Here is a 17,745-nt window from a genome sequence, read left to right as displayed (position 1 = left end):
GCCGGAGGCCGCCGCCCCCGAGCCCGTGCGGATGGAGATGGCGCCCGTCATCCGCGACGAGGTCGTGCTGACCCAGACCCAGCCCCGCGCCGCCATGGCGTACGAGCCGGCGCCCCAGCCCCAGCCCGAGCCGGCGCCCGTCCTCGCCGCCGGCCCGTTCGTGCCGCCGCGCCCGGCGGTGGCCGTGGCCCGCGCGCCGCGCATGCCGCAGATCCAGGACCTGCCGATGCCCGGCCAGGCCCAGATCCGCGCCAGCCGCGGCGAGGAGCCGGTGGAGCCCGCCGCCGACACCAAGCGGATGACCCTCCTGCGCCGCCTCGCCACCGTCGGCTTCGGCGGACGCCGCGAGGAGGCCGAGGCCGCCCCGGCCCCGGTTCCGGTGCCCGTGCGCGCCCCGGCGGCACCGGTGCCCCAGGCGCCCGTCGACTATGCCAAGCGGGCCCCCGCGCCCGTCGCCCAGGGCTACCGCCCCGCGCAGGGCAACCTCGACGCCCAGGGCCGTGTGCAGGCACCGCAGGCCCGCATGATGGACGACGATCAGCTCGAGATCCCGGCCTTCCTCCGCCGCCAGGCCAACTGAACCCTCCCGGACGGGGCCCATCCCCGTCCGGCTTGATGTCTTTTTGCAACGCACCCGGGGTCTCGCGACCTCGGGTGACATGCGTTGTTAAATCGTTGATCGAAAAAAGCTTTTTCGATCGCCGTCCCGACGCTGCATTGTAACACAGCGTAAGAAACCGTGATTTGGTCCCGGTTTGGGGCGGGGCTATACGAATTTTGGAACGAAAAGCGCGGCGGTTTCGCCGCCCGCGCTCGCGGGGCTTCAAGCAGCGGACGGATCACGGGAACGACTTGCCTCCCTCGAAGGAGGCCTGCGTTCGATCACGGCCGAGGGCTATGGAATGCGAACGAACCAGCAGACGACACTCAAGGCACCGGCCACCCTGCGGGGCATCGGCGTGCATTCCGGCAATCCGGCGGAGATCACCCTCCACCCCGCGCCGGCCAATCACGGGATCGCGTTCCTCCGCACCGGAATGCCCACGGGCAACGACCGCCTCATCAAGGCCCACCACGCCTGCGTGTCCGCCACCGAGCTCTGCACCGTCATCGGCGATGTCCAGACGGGCGCCGTGGCAACCATCGAGCACCTGATGTCGGCCCTGTACGGGCTCGGGCTCGACAACGTCCTCGTCGAGATCGACGGCCCCGAGATGCCGATCCTCGACGGCAGCGCCCGCCCCTTCGTCCAGGCCATCGACGCCGTCGGCCTCGCCACCTGCGGCGCCGCCCGGCGCTGGATCAAGGTGCTGCGCCCCGTGCGCATCGAGGTGGACCGCGCCTTCGCCGAGCTCCGCCCCATCGACCGGGGCTTCCGCCTCGACGTGGAGATCGATTTCGAGAACCCGGTGATCGGCCGCAGCCGCAAGGCCATGGACCTCACCGCCTCCGCCTACCGCCGCGAGATCGCGGGCGCGCGCACCTTCGGGATGATGCGCGACGTGGAGCGCTACTGGAAGGCGGGCTTCGCCCTCGGCGCCTCCCTCGAGAACACCGTGGCGGTCGGCGAGACGGCCGTCGTGAACCCCGAGGGCCTGCGCTACGCCGACGAGTTCGTCCGCCACAAGTTCCTCGACGCCGTCGGCGACCTCGCGCTGGCCGGCCTGCCGATCCAGGGCGCCTACCGCTCCTATTGCGGCGGTCACCGCATGAATGTCGGCGTGCTCACCGCCCTGTTCTCCGACCGCTCCAACTACGCCATCGTCGAGGCCGCGAGCCCGCGCCGCGAGACCAGCCTCGCCGAGTTCGGCAGCAGCCTCGGCCTCGCCGCCTTCGCGGGCGACCTCTGAGGGGCCGATCCGTCGCGGGCAGGATCTGTTGCGGGCGGGATCTGTAGCGGGTCTGCAACACGCGACCGTTTCGGACGCCTCCGCGGCACGGCCCGGCGGGGCCGCCGCTTTCACGCCCAAATCGCACGCCACGGTGACTCGTCCGTGAAACGGAGCAAGGTCCGCTGGGCAACGCAGCCGGACCGTGGCATCACGCCGTCAGCCACGCGACCGACACCTGTGATGGCTTGACGACGCGCGTCCCGAGCGGGCCGCCTGTTGGGGGAAGTACCGGAATGCGCCTCATTCATCCCAACCGCGGTGCGATGGCGGCCGTGCTTCTCACGCTCTGCGGCGTGGGCCTCGGCGGCTGCGACGCCCTCGATTCGATCAACCCCTTCGCCGAGAAGTACAAGCCGGAAGTCGTGCCGGATGTTCCCGCCGACAAGCTCTACAGCGACGGCCTGGCGCGGATGGAGGACAAGGACTACGAGGGCGCCTCGAAGAAGTTCGGCGAGCTCGACAAGGCCTACAGCTATTCCGACTGGTCGCGCCGCGCGCTGCTGATGACGGCCTATTCGAACTACGAGGGCCAGAAGTACGACGACGCCATCTCGGCCTCGAAGCGCTACCTCCAGCGCCACCCGGCGAGCAAGGACGCGGCCTACGCCCAGTACCTGATGGCGATGTCGCACTACAAGCAGATCCCCGACGTGACCCGCGACCAGGACCGCTCCGAGAAGGCGCTGGCCGGCCTGCAGGAGCTCGTCCAGAAGTATCCGACCTCGGAATACGCCACCGACGCCAAGGCCAAGATCCAGATCACCCGCGACCAGCTCGCCGGCAAGGAGATGGAGGTCGGCCGCTTCTACCTCGAGCGCCGCAACTTCCCCGCCGCCATCAACCGGTTTCGCGATGTGGTGAGCAAGTACCAGACGACCCGCCACGCGGAAGAGGCCCTGGAGCGCCTCGTCGAGGCCTACATGGCCCTCGGCATCACCGCCGAGGCCCAGACCGCCGCCGCCGTCCTCGGCCACAACTTCCCCGACAGCCCCTGGTACAAGGACGCCTTCGCGCTCCTGCAGAACGGCGGCCTGGAGCCGCGCGAGGAGAAGTCCTCCTGGCTGAGCAAGGTCTACCGCGGCGTCATCGGCCGGACCGCCGAGGCGCAGTGATCCGGACCGGCGCCCCCGCGCGGGCTTGGTGATCCGGACCGGCGGCCGCGCACGGGGCCGCCCTTCGGCGGAGCCCGCGCGTCTCCGCCGAGGCGGACAGGCGTTTCCGTCCGACCCCGAATCCCGCTAAGAGAACCTCACGCAAAGCCCCCGCGCCCCCCGTCGCCGGGGACGGCGCCGAACGGGCGTTTCGTGAGAGGCACCCAAACGTGGCCACCGTTTCCAACAGGGCCGAACCCGCGGCATGCTGAGCCAGCTCGCGATCCGCGACATCGTCCTCATCGACAAGCTCGACCTGAATTTTCGCGAAGGGCTCAGCGTCCTGACCGGGGAGACGGGTGCGGGCAAGTCGATCCTGCTCGATGCCTTCGCGCTGGCCCTCGGCGGGCGCGGCGACGGCCGCCTCGTGCGCCACGGCGAGGCCCAGGGTGCGGTGACCGCCGTGTTCGATCTCGGCCTCGACCACCCCGCCCGGGCGCTCGCGGCCCTGGCCGACCTCGACACCGAGGGCGACCTGATCCTGCGCCGCATCCAGATGGCCGACGGCCGCACCCGGGCCTTCGTCAACGACCAGCCCGTGGGCGTGCAGGTCCTGCGCGCCATCGGCGCCGCCCTGGTCGAGATCCACGGCCAGCACGATGACCGGGCGCTGGCCGACCCCGGCACCCACCGGGCCATCCTCGACGCCTTCGGCGGCCTGCACGGCCCCCTCGGGCAGGTGGGCGAGGCGGCCAGGCGCGTGCGCGCCGCCCGCACCGGCCTCAGCGAGCACCGGGCCCGCGTGGACGCCGCCCGCAAGGAGGTGGATTTTCTGCGCCACGCCGTCGACGAGCTCGAGACCCTCGATCCGAAGGCCGGCGAGGAGACGGGCCTGGCCGAGCGCCGCACGGTGATGCAGCAGGGCGAGAAGGTCGCCCGCGAACTCAACGAGGCCATCGAGGCGTCCGGCGGCCCGAGCGTCGCCCACCTTTCCTCCGCCCTGCGCAAGCTCGAGCGCCGCGCCGGGCAGCTGCCCGCCCTGGTCGAGCCCTGCGTCGCCGCCCTCGACGCCGCGTTGACCGCCCTCGACGAGGCCCACACGGTCCTGGACGCCGCCCTGCGCGAGGCCGAGTTCGACCCGCGCGAGCTGGAGCGCGTCGAGGAGCGGCTGTTTGCGCTCCGCGCCGCATCGCGAAAATACGACGTGCCCGTCGATGATCTCGCGGCCCTGCGCGAGCGCTACGCCGCGGATGTCGCCGCCATCGATGCCGGCGAGGAGGCCCTCGGCGGCCTGGAGAAGACCCTCGCCGAGGCCGAGGCCGCCTATGCCAAGGCGGCGACGAAGCTCACGGAAGGGCGCCGCAAGGCCGCCAAGGCCCTCGACGCGGCAGTGAAGGGCGAGCTGCCCCCCCTGAAGCTGGAGCGCGCCCGCTTCATCACCGAGATCGGCACCGACCCCGAGTCGCGGGATGCCGCCGGCTACGACCGGGTCGAGTTCTGGGCGCAGACCAATCCGGGCACCCGCCCCGGGCCGATGATGAAGGTCGCCTCCGGCGGCGAGCTCTCGCGTTTCATGCTCGCCCTCAAGGTGGTACTGGCCGACAAGGGCTCGGCCCCGACCCTGATCTTCGACGAGATCGACACGGGCGTCGGCGGCGCCGTGGCCGATGCCATCGGCGCGCGCCTCGGACGCCTCGCCACCCGGGTCCAGGTGGTGGCCGTCACCCATGCGCCCCAGGTCGCTGCCCGGGCCGAGACGCACTTCCTCATCGCCAAGGACCCGGTGAAGGGCAGCGACCGCGTCGCCACCCGTGTCGCCTCCCTCGCCGCCCCCGCGCGGCGCGAGGAGATCGCCCGGATGCTCGCCGGCGCCACGATCACCGACGAGGCCCGCGCGGCGGCCGCCCGCCTGCTGCAATCGGCGGAGGCGTGAGGCGGGGCAGGGAAACCTGCTTTGAAACAAAACATCGGCCCCGACGTCGTATCCGACACCACGCTTAGGCCCCAAATCCTGGTTCGGCTCCCGCCGAGATCCAGCGTCTATTTCCCGGACCGATGTCTTAAGGGTTTGTTTACCATGATCGGGGACTCTCGCGGGGTGACGGGTACGCCCTGATTCGGCGCAGGCGTTGAACATCGCTCGAGACGAGGGACTGAGACGTTGGACCAGAGAGTCACCGGGATCGACAGGGGCTGCGGGCACGATGGCGATGCACACCCGACCCTGACCGACGACACGCGTTACCGCCTCGGCACCGCCCTGCGTTCCCTCTACGAGGAGACCTGCGACACGCTGCCGATTCCGGACGGCCAGATCGACCTGCTCCTGCGCCTGCGCCACAAGGAGCGCGACCGCCGCCGGGTCGACTGAGCGCCCGGTCTCCGCCGCCTACCAGCGCCGCGCGCCCGGCTGCCGCCGATACTCCGCCGCCCGGATCAGGGTGAGCACCCGGTCGAGGTCGAGGAGGGCTTCCCGCTCTTCGCTCCCGGCCCGCGCGATGGCGTCCGCGTTCGTGCCGAATTGCTGCTGCTGCTGGACGAGGACGAGCCTGCGCTCCAGGGCCTCCCGCTGCACGTGCAGATCGAGGAAGACGCCGTCGCCCGGGTCCGCCGGCGCCGTGCCGCTGCTCGCTTCGTTCGTCACCGTCGCCTCCCCGTCAGGGCCGCATCGCTCCGCACGGACCGCCATGGGCCGAAGTCCGGATCAGGTTCCAACGCGCGAAGGCGGGAGACCGTGCCATTCGGCTCCGGCGGCCGCTGTCATCGGCGTGTCACGTCGCGGTCATAGAGCCGCACCATCGGGCGGTTAACGGGTCGTGGCGGATCGAGGGCGCGCGGATCGCGCGGGCCCGGGGTCCCCCCTCCCGCTCGACAGACACGGAGAGCCTCGTGAAACCCTTCGCCTACGCCCTTGCCCTCGGGCTCGCGACCGCCCAGCTCGCCACCTCCGCCCTGGCCGCCGACATCACCGGCGCCGGCGCCACCTTCCCGTTCCCGGTCTATTCGAAATGGGCCGAAGCCTACCGCAAGGAGAGCGGCATGGGGCTGAACTACCAGTCCATCGGCTCGGGCGGCGGCATCAAGCAGATCCAGGCCAAGACCGTCGATTTCGGCGCCACCGACGCGCCCCTCAAGGGTGCGGCCCTCGAGAAGGACGGCCTCGTCCAGTTCCCCACCGTCATGGGCGGCGTCGTCCCCGTGGTGAACATCGCCGGCGTCGAGCCGGGCAAGCTCAAGCTCACCGGCGAGGTCATCGCCGAGATCTACGCCGGCCGGATCACCAAGTGGTCCGACGCGAAGATCGCCAAGCTCAACGAGGGGGTCAAGCTCCCCGAGGCGACCATCACCCCGGTCTACCGCTCCGACGCGTCGGGCACGACCAACATCTTCACCACCTACCTCTCCCAGGCCTCCGAGGCCTGGAAGAAGGAGTTCGGTGCCGCCACCACGGTGAGCTGGCCCGCCGGGCAGGGCGGCAAGGGCAACGAGGGCGTCACCGCCACCGTCAAGCAGGTCCCCAACGCCATCGGCTACGTCGAGTCGGCCTACGCCAAGCAGAACAAGCTCAGCCACGCCCTGATCCAGAACAAGGCCGGCAAGTTCCCGCAGCCCGACGACAAGGCCTTCCAGGCCGCCGCCGCCAGCGCCGACTGGAAGTCCGCCCCCGGCTTCGGCATCTCCCTGACCGATCAGGCCGGCGAGAACGCCTGGCCGATCACCGCCGCGACCTTCATCCTGGTCTACAAGGAGCCGGCCGACCCGGCCAAGGCCGCCGACGTGCTCAAGTTCTTCGACTGGGCCTACAAGAATGGCGACAAGCTCGCCGTCGACCTCGACTACGTGCCGCTGCCCGACAACGTCGTCGGTCTGATCCACGACGCGTGGAAGGACATCAAGGCCAAGGACGGCAAGCCCGTCTTCAACATGTAAGCCCGTCGTCAACCTGTAAGCCTGTCTTCGGCAGGTAAGACTTCGTCCCCTTCGAGGGACGGGCGATCCATCGACGGGCCCGGCGCATGCGCCGGGCCCGTCCCATGGAACACGATCGGCTCGCGTCGGGACACGCCGCGCTGTAGACGCCGCAGAGAGAAGAGACCAACTCGGATGGGCGCCTTGACTGAACAGATCTCCCTGACGCGGACGGCCGCTTCGGCCCAGCGCAAGCCCGGTGGCCTCGGCGACCAGCTGTTTCGCGCGGCCTCCTACGCCTCGGCGATCCTCGTCCTCCTCGTGCTCTTCGGCATCCTCGCCTCCATCGCCTATGGCGGCTGGCCGGCCTTCGCCGAATTCGGTCCCGGCTTCATCACGTCGAGCGCCTGGAACATCGGCCAGGAGCAGTACGGCGCCTTCGTCGCCATCATCGGCACCCTGGCCTCCGCCGTGCTGGCGCTGCTCATCGGCGTGCCCCTGTCCCTCGGCATCGCCGTCTACCTGACGCAGCTCTGCCCGGGCTGGGCGCGCAAGCCCGTCTCCATGACCATCGAGCTCCTCGCCTCGGTGCCGAGCATCATCTACGGCATGTGGGGCCTGTTCATCTTCGCGCCCCTGTTCGCCCGCTTCGTGCAGGTGCCGGTGTCGAACCTCGTGGAAGGCATGCCCATCGTCGGCACCCTGTTCTACGCCCGGGTGCCGTCGGGCGTCGGCATCCTCACCGCCGGCATCATCCTCGCCATCATGATCGTGCCGTTCGTGGCCTCGATCACCCGCGACATGCTCGACCAGATCCCCACGGTGCTGCGCGAGAGCGCCTACGGCATCGGCTGCACCACCTGGGAGGTGGTGCGCCACGTCCTCGTGCCCCAGGCCTCGGTCTCGATCATCGGCGCGATCATGCTCGGCCTCGGCCGGGCGCTGGGCGAGACCATGGCGGTGACCTTCGTCATCGGCAACGCCAACCGCCTCTCGGCCTCGGTGTTCGATCCGGGCTCCACCATCGCGTCGCGCATCGCCAACGAGTTCAACGAGGCCGACGGCCTGCAGCTGAATTCGCTCATGGCGCTGGGCTGCATCCTGTTCGTCATCACCTTCGTCGTCCTCATCGTCGCCCGCCTGCTCGTGCGACGCGTGAAGGTCGCGTGAGTTCGCCGGAGCCAGAACCCATGGACGCGCTCAACACCGTCGCCGGCACCGCGCCACCCCTCCAGGCCAGCCGGGTCCGTTCCGGACGGCGGATCGCCGACAAGATGCTCATCGGCGCCAGCACCCTGGCCACCCTCGTCGGCATCCTCGTCCTCGGCTCGATCCTGGGCATGCTCATCATCGAGGGCGTGAAGGGCTTCTCGCCCCTTCTCTTCACCGAGCCGACGCCCGGACCCGGCTCCGAGGGCGGCGGCATCGCCAACGCGATCCTCGGCAGCCTCGTGATGACGTTCCTCGGCATCGTGGTGGCGACGCCCGTGGGCGTCATGGCCGGCACCTTCCTCGCCGAGTACGGCCGCAACTCGAAACTCGCCGACCTCGTGCGCTTCCTCAACGACATCCTGCTGTCGGCGCCCTCCATCCTCATCGGCCTGTTCGTCTACACCCTCATGGTGCGGCCCATGGGCAGCTACTCGGGCTGGGCCGGCGCCGTGGCCCTCGCCATCATCGCCACCCCGGTCATCGTGCGGACCACGGAGGACATGCTGCGCCTCGTGCCCTCGACCCTGCGCGAGGCCGGCGCGGCGTTGGGCGCCCCGCCCTCGAAGGTCATCACCGCCATCACCTGGCGCGGGGCCTCGGCCGGCATCGTCACCGGCATCATCCTGGCGCTGGCCCGCATCGCCGGCGAGACCGCGCCGCTGCTGTTCACGGCGCTGAACAACAACAGCTGGTTCTCACCCAACCTCATGGGCGGCGTGCCGAACCTGCCGGTGATGATCTACCAGTTCGCCCTCTCGCCCTACCCGAACTGGCAGCAGCTCGCCTGGGCCGGCGCCCTCCTGATCACCGTCACGATCCTCGCCCTGTCGATCGTGGCCCGCTTCGTCATCAAGAGCGAGCGGGCGCGCTGATCCGCGCGCCGCTCCCACCGCCCCCCGCTCGATCGAAGGATTGCCACCGATGAACGCCGCCTCCGGGATCACCGCCGCGCAGCTCACCGGCCGCCACAAGGCGGACGAGAACTCCCCCGTCCGCATCGCCGTGAAGGACCTGAATTTCTACTACGGCAGCTTCCACGGTCTGAAATCCGTGAACCTCAACTTCCACGACCGCCAGGTGACGGCGCTCATCGGCCCGTCGGGCTGCGGGAAGTCGACCCTGCTGCGCACCTTCAACCGCATCTACAGCCTGTATCCGGACCAGCGCGCGGAAGGGCAGATCCTGCTCGACGGCCAGAACGTCCTCGATGCGAAGGTCGATCTCAACGAGCTGCGCTCGCGCATCGGCATGGTGTTCCAGAAGCCGACGCCGTTCCCCATGTCGATCTACGACAACGTCGCCTTCGGCCTGCGCCTCTACGAGAAGCTGCCGAAAGCCGACCTCGACGTGCGCGTGGAGGAGTCGCTCCGCAAGGCCGCCCTGTGGGACGAGGTCAAGGACAAGCTCAAGCAGTCCGGCATGGGCCTCTCGGGCGGCCAGCAGCAGCGCCTGTGCATCGCCCGCACCGTGGCCCAGCGCCCCGAGGTGATCCTGTTCGACGAGCCGACCTCGGCCCTCGATCCGATCTCCACGGGCCGCATCGAGGAGCTCATCGAGCAGCTGCGCTCCGAGTTCACCATCGTCATCGTCACGCACAACATGCAGCAGGCCGCGCGCATCTCGCAGTTCACGGCGTTCATGTATCTCGGCGAGCTCGTCGAGTTCGGGCCGACGACGCGGATCTTCATGAACCCCGAGAAGCGCCAGACCCAGGACTACATCACCGGCCGCTTCGGCTGAGGGCCTCCCGCGAAACGCCCGCCGCGCCGCCGGATTCGAGCGGAGCGGCCGCGATCGGGCGTTTCGCGAGGCACTCTGATCCTCGGGCGGGGGACATCGACCCCCGTATCCCGCCCCAACGCCACGTGGCAGGTTCCGAGACGGGCCTGACCGAGGAGTGCGACATGCCCGACCACATCGTCAGTTCCTACGACACCGACCTCGAAGACCTGCGCCGCTCCATCTCGGAGATGGGCGGCATCGCCGAGAAGATGATGACGGAGGCGAGCGACGCCCTCGTGCGCCGCGACGTACCCCTGGCCCAGGCCGTCATCGCGGCGGATCACCGCCTCGACACCCTGCAGCGCGAGATCGAGGAGCGCTCGATCCTGCTCATCGCCCGGCGCCAGCCCATGGCCATCGACCTGCGCGAGACGGTCTCGGCCATCCGCGTCTCGAACGACCTCGAGCGCATCGGCGATCTGGCCAAGAACGTCGCCAAGCGCGTGGTCGCCATCGCCGAGCAGGTCCAGCCGCAGAAGATCGTCATCGGCGTCCAGCACATGAGCGACCTCGTGCAGGAGCAGCTCAAGGACGTCCTCGACGCCTATGCCAGCCGCGACACCAAGGCGGCTCTGGACGTCTGGGAGCGCGACGACGCCATCGACGCCCTCTACAATTCCCTGTTCCGCGAACTCCTGACCTACATGATGGAGGACCCGCGCAACATCTCGTTCTGCACCCACCTCCTGTTCGTCGCCAAGAACATCGAGCGCATCGGCGACCACACCACCAACATCGCCGAGACGATCCACTACCTCGTCACCGGCGAGAACAGCCTGGCCGAGAGCGACCGTCCCAAGAACGACGCCTCGAACTACGCCACGGTGGACGTGCCGCCCCTCGACGTGGCCACCGGCGTCTGAGGGACGGCGGGGACCGGGGCCCATCGCCGGGACCCTGGAGACGGGACAGTTCCGGGGGCGTTCGGACCCGGTCCGGACGTCCCCGGTTTCGCATGGGGGCGCATGGTGGGCGGGCGTATACTGAGCGGGCGTGGGTGATGAGTACGCGGATCCTGATCGTCGAGGACGAGGAGGCCCTGACCCTCCTGCTGCGCTACAACCTCGAGGCCGAGGGCTTCGTGGTCGACTCCGCGACGCGCGGCGACGAGGCGGACATCCGGATGCAGGAACAGGTCCCCGACCTCGTCCTCCTGGATTGGATGCTGCCCGGCCTGTCGGGGATCGAACTGTGCCGCCGCATCCGGGCGCGCAGGGAGACCGAGCGCCTGCCGGTGATCATGCTCACGGCCCGGGGCGAGGAGAGCGACCGCATCCGCGGCCTCGGCACGGGCGCCGACGACTACATCGTCAAGCCGTTCTCCGTGCCCGAGCTCCTCGCCCGCGTGCGGGCCCTCCTGCGGCGGGCCAAGCCCGCCCACGTGGCCAACCTGCTGGTGGCCGGCGACATCGAGCTCGACCGCCTCAGCCACCGCATCCGCCGGGAGGGCCGCGAGATCCATCTCGGGCCAACGGAGTTCAAGCTCCTCGAATTCCTGATGCAGAGCCCCGGCCGCGTGTTTTCGCGGGAACAGCTCCTCGACGGGGTCTGGGGGCACGACGTCTACATCGACGAGCGCACGGTGGACGTTCATGTCGGGCGCCTGCGCAAGGCCCTCAACCGGCCCCGCCAGAGCGACCCGATCCGCACGGTGCGGGGCTCGGGCTACTCGTTCGACGAGATGTTCGCCGGCGCCGAACCGTAACGCGTCCGCTTCAGCGGAAGCCGCCGGCCAAGCTTAGCGAAAGCCGCCGGCCCGGCTCAGCGGAAGCCGCCGGCTGGGCTCAGCGGAAGCCGCCGGCCGGGCTCAGCGGAAGCCGCCGGCCGGGCTCAGCGGAAGCCGCCGGCCGGGCTCAGCGGAAGCCGCCGGCCGGGCTCATCGGAAGCCGCCGACCCGGCGGTCGCGCCGGCGCTCGGCCGCCGGCTGATAGGCGATCTCGGCGTGGTGGGTGCAGTAGGGCAGGCCGGTGATGGCGCGGTCGCCGCAATAGTGGAACTCGGGCGTGGTCGGGTCGCCCAGGGGCCAGCGGCACATGGATTCGCGCAGGTCCATGATCGTCACGCGCCGGGAGGTCGCCAGGGCCACGGGCTCGACCCGCGCGACGGGCGCCGCCTCGGCACGGGCGGCGGGCGCCTCGGCCGCCACGGGCACCATGGCCACGGGCACCATGGCGATGACCGCTCCGGGTTCGGCCGTGCCGGTCTCGGCGCCCTGCGCCGCCCCGGTCGCTTCGGCCCCGGCCCCTTCCGCCGCCTGGGCTTCCCCCTCGCGGGCGGCCTTCTTGCGGGGGAGGACCGTGTCGGACGCCTTCGCGGCGCGGCCGGACAGGCCGAGGCGATGGACCTTGCCGATGACGGCGTTGCGGGTGACGCCGCCGAGCTGCGCGGCGATGCGGCTGGCGCTCAGGCCCTCCTGCCACAGGCGGCGCAGGAGATCGACGCGCTCGTCCGACCAGCTCGGGATCGTATCCGTCATCGCCCCCTCCCGACATCGTCCTCGCTCACCCTCGGCGTCGCGGGCACGGAGGCACAGCGGCGGGGCTCCGCGGCTGGCGACTTCGGGACCGGACGGGTGACGTTCGCCTCGGGCTCTCTTCGGCGACGGGCGAACCGTACAGGAGCGCGCGAGCCGGAGGCAAGAGCGGCTTCGACGGTGATCGGAAGAGCGGTCAAGTTTCCACCGGCCAAGTTTGAGCCGGCCGTGGGTCCGTCAACTGAATTTCCACCGACTGTGTTTCCCGCGGTCGCGTTTCGACCCCCGGCCTTTGGCCGGACGAGGCGTGCCGGCGGCCCCGCATTGCCGGTGGGGGAGGGGCGGCCTATCTGAGGGGCGACTGCCGCATCCCGATCCACCCCCATCAGGAGACCCCATGCGTCTGCCCCGCGCCACGGCCTGTCTCGTCCTGTTCGCCACCGGGGCGGGCGCCGCCGAGCCCGTGCACCTCGCCAGTCACCGGGCGGTCTACGACCTGTCCCTGGCCCAGAGCGGCGGCACCCGGGCGGTGGAGAGTGCGCGCGGGCGCATCGTCATCGATTTCTCGGGCGACGCCTGCAAGGGCTACACGATGCAGACCCGGCAGGTGACGGTGCTGGACAGCGGTGAGACCGGCAGCCGCACCTCGGACCTGCGCAACACCACCTTCGAGAGCGCCGACGGACGCAGCTACCGCTTCAAGGTCAGCACCCTCCTCAACGGCACGCCCGGCCAGTCCGTGGACGGCACCGCCGAAACGGCGGCCGACGCCCTCAAGGTCCGCCTCAAGGAGCCCAAGCGCGACGGCTTCCAGGCGAGCGGCGAGGTGCTGTTCCCCACCCTCCACATGCGCCGGCTCATCGAGACGGCGCGCGCCGGTCAGACCACGCTCTCCGTCAAGGTCTACGACGGCACCGACGACGGCCGGAAGGTCTACGACACCCTGGCGGTCATCGGACGCCCGGCCACGATTGCCTCCGCCAAGGCGGAATCCGACCGCGACAAGCCCCTGCGCGAGGGCGAGATGGCGGGCATGACCCACTGGCCGGTGACCCTGAGCTACTTCACCTCCGGCGCGGGCGAGCGCACGCCGATCTACGTGCTGACCTTCGACCTCTACGAGAACGGGGTCAGCGGAAACCTGCGCCTGGATTACGGGGAATTCGCCGTGGCAGGCAATCTCAGCCGCCTCGACAAGCTCCCGGCCGCGACGGACTGCAAATCCTGACGCCCGCTACAAGTCCTGACGCGCGCTACTCGCCGGCGCGCGGCGCGGGGGTGAAGGCGAGGCCGCGCTGGATCGTTCCGGCGCCGAACTTCTCACGCAGCCGGTCGAGGGCGGCCTCGCGCCGGACGGTGCGGGCCACACCTCCGGTGGCAAGGCCTCCGTCGGCAAGGCCTCCGGTGACGAGCCCGCCCGCCGTGAGGCTCCCGTCGATGAGGTCGCCCCGGTCGGCATGGACCGCGTCGCACAGGTCGCCCCCGCCGATGCCGAGGAGGCGGAACGGCGTGCCGTCGCAGGCCGCCCGCAGGAGGGGTTCGCTGTCGGCGAACAGGCGCGCGGCGAGCTGCGTCGGCGCCAGGCCGCCGCGCGTCCGGGTGCGCAGGCGGAACGCCGAGTCCTTGAGCTTCAGGGTGACGTTGGCGGCCGCGAGGTTCTGGCGCTTGAGCCGGCCCGACACCTTCTCGCACAGGCGCCACAGGATCGGCCGCAGGGCCTCGAAGGCGGCGATGTCCGCGCTGAAGGTGGTCTCGGCCGAAACGCTCTTGGTGTCGCGCTCGGGCCGGACGGGGCGCGGGTCGTCGCCCCGGGCGAGGGCCAGGAGCCGGCTCGCGTCGCGCCCCAGGGCCGCGTGCAGGGTCCGCGGGTCGGCCCTGGCGATGTCGGAGACGCGGCGGATGCCGCGCTCGGCCAGCCGCGCCCGCGCCGCCTGACCGATGCCGGGCAGGATCGAGACCGGGCGCCCGGCGAGGAATTCCACCGCCTCCGCCCGGCCGAGGATGGCGAACCCGCGCGGCTTGTCGAGGTCGGAGGCGATCTTGGCCAGGAACTTCGCATCCGACAGGCCGATGGAGACGGTGATGCCGATCTCCCGCTCCACCCGGGCGGCGAAGCGCGCCAGGGTGAGGGCCGGGCTCGCCCCGTGCAGGCGCTCGGTGCCCGACAGGTCGAGGAAGGCTTCGTCGATGGAGACGGGCTCCACCAGGGGCGTCAGGTCAAGCATCATCTGCCGGACCTCCCGCCCGACGCGGGCGTACTTCTCCATGTCCGGGCGCAGGACCACGGCGTCGGGGCAGGCCTTGAGGGCCTGGAACATCGGCATCGCCGAGTGGACGCCCGAGATCCGCGCGAGGTAGCAGGCGGTGGCCACCACGCCGCGGGTGCCGCCGCCGATGATGAGGGGCCGGTCGCGCAGGGACGGGTCGTCGCGCTTCTCCACCGTGGCGTAGAAGGCGTCGCAATCGACATGGGCGATGGTGAGCCGGTCGCGCTCGGGATGCGACAGCAGGCGCGGCGAACCGCAGGCGCGGCAGCGTGCCGGGCCGGCCTGCACCGTGCAGCAATCCCGGCAGAACGCCGTCATGGGCAATCGTCGCCCGCCGCCCCGTGGTCGGAGCCGTCGTCGAACTCCGTGGGCGAGAGCCGGCGCCAGGCCGCCGCGATGCGCTCGGGCGGGACCGCGAGGGCCTGTGCCGCGGCCATCAGGGTGGCCTCGTCGCCCATCACGTGGTCGAGGAGGCCCGCGAGGAAGCCGGCATCCTGCGCGCTCGCCCGCAGGGTGTCGGGGGTCGCGCCGGTGGCGGCGAGGAAGGGGTGGAGCCGCTCGTCGTCGGTGGCCAGCCAGGCAAGGATCGCCACGGCAAGGCGCTCGGCCGAATCGCGCTCATTGTCGGATTTGCGTTTCGTCAACATGTATCCGTTACATCTTCTCGCGCGGGACATGTCGCGCGGGCCGAGCCTCCAAGAACGGGCCATGCCTCCAAGAACAATGAGCCGCTCGAACGCCGGGAACAATGGGCCATGACAAAGACGGTGCTCATCGTCGAGGACAACGAGCTGAACATGAAGCTCTTCAACGACCTGTTGGAGGGGCATGGCTACGCGACGCTCAAGACCGCCAACGGCATCGAGGCCATCGAGCTGGCCCGCACCCACCGGCCCGACCTCATCCTCATGGACATCCAGCTTCCCGAGGTCTCCGGCCTCGAGGTGACGAAGTGGCTGAAGGAGGACGACGACCTGAAGTCCATCCCGGTCATCGCCATCACGGCCTTCGCCATGAAGGGCGACGAGGAACGCATCCGCGAGGGCGGCTGCGAGGCCTACCTCTCGAAGCCGATCTCCGTGGCCAAGTTCCTCGCCACCGTCCGCCAGTATCTCGGCGACGGCCGGACGACGTGACCGCCTCCGCTCCCCTCGACCCGAACGCGTGAGGACAGATGTCGGCCCGCATCCTGATCGTCGATGATCTCTTCCCCAACGTGAAGCTCCTCGAGACCAAACTCTCGCTCGAGTATTTCGACGTGCTGGCGGCCATGAACGGCCCGGACGCCCTGGCGATCTGCGCCAAGGGCCTGTGCGACCTCGTGCTCCTCGACGTGATGATGCCCGGCATGGACGGGTTCGAGGTCTGCCGGCGCCTCAAGAACGACCCCAATACCGCCCACCTGCCGGTGGTGATGGTCACCGCCCTCGACCAGCCCTCCGACCGCCTGCGCGGCCTCGACGCCGGCGCCGACGACTTCCTGACGAAGCCCATCGACGACGTCGCCCTGTTCGCCCGCGTGCGCAGCCTCGTCCGGCTCAAAGCCGTGACGGACGAGCTGCGCAGCCGCGCCCTCGCGTCGCGGGATTTCGGCATGGGCGATCCCCTGGCGCTCGCCACGGCCGAGACCGGCCTGAACGCCGCGATCCTCCTGGTCGACGACCGGGCGAGCTCGGCCGACCGCCTGTCCACGGCCCTGAGCCAGCACCACAGCGTCACCGTCGAACCCGATCCGCACCGGGCCCTGGTGCTCGCCACCGAGGGGACCTTCGACCTCGCCCTCGTCAGCCTCGATCTCGTCGATTTCGACGGCCTGCGCCTGTGCAGCCAGCTGCGGTCCCTCGACCGGACCCGGGCCATGCCGGTGGTGATGATCGCCGAGCCGCACGACAAGGCGCGGGTGGTGCGCGGCCTCGATTTCGGCGTGCACGACTACCTCATGCGCCCCGTCGACCGGAACGAGCTCGTGGCCCGGGTCCGCACGCAGGTGCGCCGCCGGCGGTTCTCCGACACCCTGCGGGGCGCCGTCCAGGCCTCCATGGAGCTCGCGGTCACCGACGGGCTTACGGGCCTGCACAACCGGCGCTACCTCGACAGCCACCTCGGCGCCCTGTTCGCCGAGGCCGCCCTGCGCGGCCGCCCGGTGGCGACCCTCATGCTCGACATCGACCGCTTCAAGGCGATCAACGACACCTGGGGCCACGAGGCCGGCGACGAGGTCCTGCGGGCCTTCGCCGACCGCATCCGCACCCATACCCGCGGCATCGACATCGTCTCCCGCTACGGCGGCGAGGAGGTGGTGATCATCCTGCCCGACGCCGAGCCGCCCGAGGCCCACGCCATCGCCGAGCGCATCCGCGAGCGGATCGAGGCGGTGCCGTTCGCGATCCAGCGCGACACCCGCGCCATCGCCGTCACGGTCTCCATCGGCGTGTCCTGGCGCCGGCCCGAGGATATCGGCCCGGCCGACATGCTCAAGCGCGCCGACCTCGCCCTGTACCGGGCCAAGAACGCCGGCCGCAACCGCGTCGAGGCGGCCGCCGCCTGAGCGTCAGGCCGCCTCGGCCCGGCCTTCGGCCAGCCCGTCTTCGCGCATCCCGCCCTCCCGCAACCACGTTACGGCGCCGCCGAGGCCCGCCACCCACCAGGCCTGCCACGCGCCGTGCTCGACGAAGGCGACCGCCGCCGCGGCGCCGAGGAGGCCCAAGGCCGTCACCGCCTGGAACCGGGGCATCGCGGCGATGGACCGGAGCGTCAGGAAGAGCAGGGCCGCCATCAGGCCGGCGCCGACGATCCCGAGTTCGGCCCAGACCTGCAGAAAACTGTTGTGCGGGTGGCCCACCGCCAGCATCCGGCGCCAGTCCGGCGCGAGGGTGTCGGCCACGGGGGTCCAGGCGAAGCGCCCGGCCGTGCCGTACCCGGCCCCGCGCCACGGATCGGCGGCGACCGCCGCGCCGAAGCTGCGGGCGATGGCGACACGGGCCCGCGAACTGCTCTGGATCAGGCGCTCGTGGGCCGCCTCCGGCATCAGGCGGTGCAGGAGATCGCCCTCCACGGGGCTGAGCGCCACGGCCAGGGCCAGGCCGGCGCCCGCGAGGCCGAGGCCGGCGCGCCGGGGC

Annotated in this window: 18 protein-coding genes and 1 pseudogene; 14 read left to right on the top strand and 5 right to left on the bottom strand. The window is 70.8% G+C overall.

Annotated elements, in window-relative coordinates; genetic code table 11:
* The 5 genes and pseudogenes from FV218_RS17965 to FV218_RS17945 all read left to right on the top strand — a co-directional run.
* Positions 1–580, top strand: a pseudogene (locus FV218_RS17965) (cell division protein FtsZ); the annotation flags it as partial.
* A 322-nt stretch (positions 581–902) separates the two neighbouring features.
* On the top strand, positions 903–1,850 hold the full coding sequence (lpxC, locus tag FV218_RS17960) for a UDP-3-O-acyl-N-acetylglucosamine deacetylase (RefSeq protein WP_056089460.1): 948 nt from the start codon (positions 903–905) through the stop codon (positions 1,848–1,850).
* Positions 1,851–2,125: 275 nt separating this feature from the next.
* Positions 2,126–3,004, top strand: coding sequence for an outer membrane protein assembly factor BamD (locus tag FV218_RS17955; RefSeq protein ID WP_147710974.1), 879 nt, complete (start codon positions 2,126–2,128; stop codon positions 3,002–3,004).
* A gap of 244 nt (positions 3,005–3,248) precedes the next feature.
* Positions 3,249–4,916: a DNA repair protein RecN gene (recN, locus tag FV218_RS17950; RefSeq protein ID WP_147710973.1), complete on the top strand. Its 1,668-nt coding sequence runs from the start codon at positions 3,249–3,251 to the stop codon at positions 4,914–4,916.
* A 228-nt stretch (positions 4,917–5,144) separates the two neighbouring features.
* On the top strand, positions 5,145–5,354 hold the full coding sequence (locus FV218_RS17945; protein WP_082476030.1) for a hypothetical protein: 210 nt from the start codon (positions 5,145–5,147) through the stop codon (positions 5,352–5,354).
* Between the two features lie 18 nt (positions 5,355–5,372).
* Here the strand turns inward: FV218_RS17945 and FV218_RS17940 are convergent, their stop codons facing one another.
* On the bottom strand, positions 5,373–5,627 hold the full coding sequence (locus FV218_RS17940) for a hypothetical protein (RefSeq protein WP_147710972.1): 255 nt from the start codon (positions 5,625–5,627) through the stop codon (positions 5,373–5,375).
* Positions 5,628–5,872: 245 nt separating this feature from the next.
* Here FV218_RS17940 and pstS point away from each other — a divergent pair, with 245 nt between their 5' ends.
* The 6 genes from pstS to phoB all read left to right on the top strand — a co-directional run bounded on the left by pstS (position 5,873) and on the right by phoB (position 11,591).
* Positions 5,873–6,913, top strand: coding sequence for a phosphate ABC transporter substrate-binding protein PstS (gene pstS / locus FV218_RS17935; RefSeq protein ID WP_147710971.1), 1,041 nt, complete (start codon positions 5,873–5,875; stop codon positions 6,911–6,913).
* A 174-nt stretch (positions 6,914–7,087) separates the two neighbouring features.
* Positions 7,088–8,062, top strand: a complete 975-nt coding sequence (pstC, locus tag FV218_RS17930) for a phosphate ABC transporter permease subunit PstC (RefSeq protein ID WP_147710970.1) — start codon at positions 7,088–7,090, stop codon at positions 8,060–8,062.
* 20 nt (positions 8,063–8,082) lie between these two features.
* The gene (gene pstA / locus FV218_RS17925) at positions 8,083–8,976 is read left to right on the top strand and encodes a phosphate ABC transporter permease PstA (protein WP_147710969.1); all 894 of its coding nucleotides are present in this window, start codon (positions 8,083–8,085) and stop codon (positions 8,974–8,976) included.
* A 49-nt stretch (positions 8,977–9,025) separates the two neighbouring features.
* A complete protein-coding gene (pstB, locus tag FV218_RS17920; protein ID WP_056089444.1) occupies positions 9,026–9,844 on the top strand; it encodes a phosphate ABC transporter ATP-binding protein PstB in 819 nt (272 codons plus the stop codon).
* Positions 9,845–10,008: 164 nt separating this feature from the next.
* The gene (gene phoU / locus FV218_RS17915; protein WP_056089441.1) at positions 10,009–10,749 is read left to right on the top strand and encodes a phosphate signaling complex protein PhoU; all 741 of its coding nucleotides are present in this window, start codon (positions 10,009–10,011) and stop codon (positions 10,747–10,749) included.
* Between the two features lie 137 nt (positions 10,750–10,886).
* Positions 10,887–11,591: a phosphate regulon transcriptional regulator PhoB gene (gene phoB, locus FV218_RS17910; protein WP_056089440.1), complete on the top strand. Its 705-nt coding sequence runs from the start codon at positions 10,887–10,889 to the stop codon at positions 11,589–11,591.
* Between the two features lie 171 nt (positions 11,592–11,762).
* Here the strand turns inward: phoB and FV218_RS17905 are convergent, their stop codons facing one another.
* Entirely contained in the window at positions 11,763–12,362 is a 600-nt protein-coding gene (locus FV218_RS17905; protein WP_147710968.1) for a GcrA family cell cycle regulator, read from the bottom strand.
* A 394-nt stretch (positions 12,363–12,756) separates the two neighbouring features.
* Here FV218_RS17905 and FV218_RS17900 point away from each other — a divergent pair, with 394 nt between their 5' ends.
* On the top strand, positions 12,757–13,587 hold the full coding sequence (locus FV218_RS17900) for a cell envelope integrity EipB family protein (RefSeq protein WP_147710967.1): 831 nt from the start codon (positions 12,757–12,759) through the stop codon (positions 13,585–13,587).
* 25 nt (positions 13,588–13,612) lie between these two features.
* Here FV218_RS17900 and FV218_RS17895 read toward each other — a convergent pair whose 3' ends face one another.
* Positions 13,613–14,944 (bottom strand): DNA polymerase IV, encoded by a 1,332-nt coding sequence (locus FV218_RS17895; protein ID WP_147710966.1) that lies wholly within the window; start codon positions 14,942–14,944, stop codon positions 13,613–13,615.
* Positions 14,941–15,273, bottom strand: coding sequence for a DUF3572 domain-containing protein (locus FV218_RS17890; protein WP_147710965.1), 333 nt, complete (start codon positions 15,271–15,273; stop codon positions 14,941–14,943). The genes FV218_RS17895 and FV218_RS17890 overlap by 4 nt, the downstream gene beginning before the upstream one ends.
* Positions 15,274–15,381: 108 nt before the next feature.
* Between FV218_RS17890 and FV218_RS17885 the strand changes: the two genes are divergently transcribed.
* Together FV218_RS17885 and FV218_RS17880 are read left to right on the top strand one after the other, a co-directional pair.
* A complete protein-coding gene (locus tag FV218_RS17885) occupies positions 15,382–15,762 on the top strand; it encodes a response regulator (RefSeq protein ID WP_056089426.1) in 381 nt (126 codons plus the stop codon).
* 38 nt (positions 15,763–15,800) lie between these two features.
* Entirely contained in the window at positions 15,801–17,174 is a 1,374-nt protein-coding gene (locus tag FV218_RS17880; protein WP_147710964.1) for a PleD family two-component system response regulator, read from the top strand.
* 3 nt (positions 17,175–17,177) lie between these two features.
* On the opposite strand, the gene FV218_RS17875 is transcribed toward FV218_RS17880, so the two are convergent.
* A partial coding sequence (locus FV218_RS17875) for an O-antigen ligase family protein (protein WP_187273096.1) occupies positions 17,178–17,745 on the bottom strand: 568 nt, incomplete at its 5' end.

The sequence above is a fragment of the Methylobacterium sp. WL69 genome, from assembly GCF_008039485.1.
Lineage (GTDB): Bacteria > Pseudomonadota > Alphaproteobacteria > Rhizobiales > Beijerinckiaceae > Methylobacterium.
The sequence above is the reverse complement of the archived record's forward strand: the minus strand, read 5'-3'. Positions and strand labels throughout refer to the sequence as shown.